The organism is Emticicia agri (assembly GCF_004168285.1).
GTDB lineage: Bacteria > Bacteroidota > Bacteroidia > Cytophagales > Spirosomataceae > Emticicia > Emticicia agri.
On sequence record NZ_SEWF01000103.1, the window covers coordinates 1 to 3,317 of the forward strand.

4 protein-coding genes are annotated in these 3,317 nt (G+C 32.5%); 1 reads left to right on the forward strand and 3 read right to left on the reverse strand.

What is annotated here, in order from left to right; genetic code table 11:
- Positions 1-218: 218 nt before the first annotated feature.
- Positions 219-1,040 (reverse strand): hypothetical protein, encoded by an 822-nt coding sequence (locus EWM59_RS27100; RefSeq protein ID WP_130024330.1) that lies wholly within the window; start codon positions 1,038-1,040, stop codon positions 219-221.
- Between the two features lie 76 nt (positions 1,041-1,116).
- Positions 1,117-2,337, reverse strand: a complete 1,221-nt coding sequence (locus EWM59_RS27105; RefSeq protein WP_130024331.1) for a tail fiber domain-containing protein — start codon at positions 2,335-2,337, stop codon at positions 1,117-1,119.
- Between the two features lie 101 nt (positions 2,338-2,438).
- On the opposite strand from EWM59_RS27105, the gene EWM59_RS27110 reads away from it, so the two are divergent.
- Positions 2,439-2,828, forward strand: coding sequence for a hypothetical protein (locus EWM59_RS27110; RefSeq protein ID WP_130024332.1), 390 nt, complete (start codon positions 2,439-2,441; stop codon positions 2,826-2,828).
- Between the two features lie 35 nt (positions 2,829-2,863).
- Here EWM59_RS27110 and EWM59_RS27115 read toward each other — a convergent pair.
- A partial coding sequence (locus tag EWM59_RS27115; protein ID WP_229239419.1) for an integrase core domain-containing protein occupies positions 2,864-3,317 on the reverse strand: 454 nt, incomplete at its 5' end.

The following is a 3,317-nucleotide window of genomic DNA, read 5'->3' on the forward strand; positions in this document are numbered from 1 at the left end:
TCCCCCGCTAAAGCTGCTTCCAGAAAATGTCGCTTCGGCGATCCGATTCATCAATGGCGCAAAAATCCCTTTCTCTCCACTAAAAGGTTTACCAGCATACATGCCGGCAATTGCTTGCTTTTTGAACTCTTCAAAATCAAATTCTTCTTTCTCTTCCATAAAAAAAACTGTGTTTAAAGTAAAATTAACATTTTAACTAAATTTTACCTTGACACAGTTTAATTTACAGTCTCCTCTTTTAGTAGTCTATCTGATGGGTTTGTCCAGGGTACTTGCCCTTCAATCACAGTAACAGTTGAATCTCCTATTCGGACTTTGTTTGAAGCATTTACAATTGCACCACTACCAATAGCAGTCGCATTAGTTAGATTATTTTTGGAGACATTAGCCTGATACCCAATAAAAGTATTATTTGACCCTGTAGTATTACCAATACCTGACTCATTACCTAAAGCAGTGTTCTTATTACCATCAATATTGTTAGATAAAGAATTGAATCCAATAGCTGAATTTTGAAAACCCAAAGTATTAAAAGAAAGTGCCTCATACCCACTTGCTGTATTTTCATAACCATTCTTGTTAAATTGAAGCGCAAAAGCACCATTGGCAGTATTACGATGCCCTTCTCTATTATCCTTAAGCGCATAAAGTCCATCTGCTGTATTCCAACTACCTCCTATATTATCTGCCAATGCACCTCGTCCGGTTGCTGTATTATAGTTTCCGGTCATATTACTATAGAGAGCCGAGCATCCATTGGCTGTATTCCAACTTCCGGTTGTGTTATTTTTAAGAGCTAAAGTCCCGATTGCAGTATTCTCCATACCAGCGCTGTTTATCCAAAGCGCATAATTACCTAATGCTAAATTTGTATTATCATAACTACTATTAGTCTTACCTTGCAATCCTTTAGGACTTATGGTAATTGACCCATCTGTATCAGATTGAGTAGAGATTTGAGCATAAAGAGTAATTGTATTAATGTGAATTACTAATAAAAATGGTATTACTCTCCTACTTATTTTGTAAAATTGATACATATTATTTTCATTTAGTATTGCTACTTTTTAAAAATTGTCAATCTGTTATTTTGAGTTTTTCTAAAATGAAGAGCATCTATTCATTTTTCAATTCTTTTTTAAGTTCTGCCACTATATTTAGTAGTTTTTTAGTTTCTTCTTTCAATGATTCAATCATTATCTGTTGCTCCTGCACTGCTTTTACTAAAGGCACTACAAATTGTGAATAGGATAAGCTATAAGTCTGATTTTTATCTTTAGGAATACTAATTCCATCAAAATTATATCCTATTTCATTCATTGTTTTTTCAACCTCCTGTGCTATAAAGCCATTATGTTTTATATTCATTGAGACTGAAAAGTCTGTTTTCTGAGAACCTTCGTCTCCATTAGTAAATTTGTCAAATGCTTGCGTATCAAAATTGTATGATACAGGTCTAAGTTTTGTAATAAAATCTAAGCCCTTAATATCTTCTTTAATATTATTCTTAAATCTTCCATCAGATGGATAGCTGTAAGCAACTTGCCCTTCTATAACTGTTATATTAGAATTTCCTAATCTTATTTTATTTGAAGCGTTTACAGTAGTATTTGCTCCTATTACTATCGAATTTATAAGATTATCGAACCCAACATTAGAATTATAACCAACAGCAACATTCAGATTTCCATTAATATTTTTGTCTAATGAATAATTTCCGATAGCCGTATTTGCACTTCCTTCAGATTTATATAATGCTGATACCCCAACGGCAGTATTGCCATTATTTTTTTTAAGAGAATTTAAAGACCAAGAACCTATTGCAACATTTGAAGTTCCACTTGTATCTGAAGATAATGCACCTTCCCCTACTCCAGTATTACAACACCCTGTTTTTATTCTATATAAAGCCCATCTACCAACTCCTGTATTTCCATCACCTTTAATTAAATTGCCACCCATGCTTCCTGCTCCTACTGCTGTATTATAATGAGCCGTATTATTAAGGAATTGCATTGAATTACTTCCAATTGCTGTGTTCTCAAATCCGTTAAAATTAAAATATAATGCATTATATCCAATTGCAGTATTGTCATTACCCGTTGAATTATTAAGAAGGGAATTAGCTCCCAAACTCACATTCCGAATATTATTATTTGTAGTCTTTCCCCTTAATCCTTTAGGAGTTATTGTAATTGAGCCATCTGTATCAGATTGAGTAAAAACCTGCGCTTGAATATCGACAATGTCAATATTTATCAATAATAAAAGAGAGATAAACCCTCTACTTATTTTAATTAATTGCCCTGCATATGTCTTTGTAAAATTTTTCTCCATCACGTTTTAAATTTTTCGGTCAAAACTATCCCCCTCAATAAAAAAAACTACTTATTTTACATTATAATGGTTACTAATACATTATTTCAGACCCAACCTAAATGAGAAACCTAACCTTATTATGCCTTTTATTATTCTCTCCTTTCACAATAAAAGCTATTACGCTCAAATGGGTTGATGAAGTTGATAGATGCGCTTATAGAATTGATACACAAAAGAAGATTATTGAAAAAGAAATTAAGCCGGATATTTGGCAGGAGATTGGCAATATTCATTTGATAAATATTGATGAAAAAGAAATTCTTCCAAGTAATAACATCATAGGTTTAACTCCTTCTAATAAAAACATCCGGTACTTATTGGTTGATTGTACCAATCAGGTTTATCAGTTTGACTTCAAGCTATTGAATTTTCAAAGAATTGATAAAACTTATTATAGAGGATATAATTGTCAGAGTGTACGATTTATCAGAAAAGATATACTCTTGTAATAGACAAGACTTAATCTGACAGAAGGGTGCTAAAATTAACTGTCAGATAGCATATTAATAGCATTCCAGTTAAACTCTGGATTAGATGACTGAACTGGCACTTCAGTCATTTTTTTATTGTCTTCTAAGATGTTTATTTTAAAGACCTCTTCCAAGAGCTTGTCTTTAGCTAACTGTAAACTATCCATAAAAGTTTGCATTGGTGTTTTACCATAGCAATATTTACCAGTATGAGTTCTCTGAGTATTATAATGATTCAGCCACGAATCTAAGTCTTTTTGTAGTTCTGATAAAGAATGATACAGTTTTTTACGAAAGGCAACCGCATAAAATTCATCCTGAATAGTACGATGGAAACGCTCGCATATACCATTAGTTTGAGGACTTTTGGCTTTAGTTTTAGTATGGTCAATATCTTCTATAGCCAAATATAATTGATATTCGTGTTGCTCCCTATTACCACAATATTCTGTACCCCTATCAGTTAAA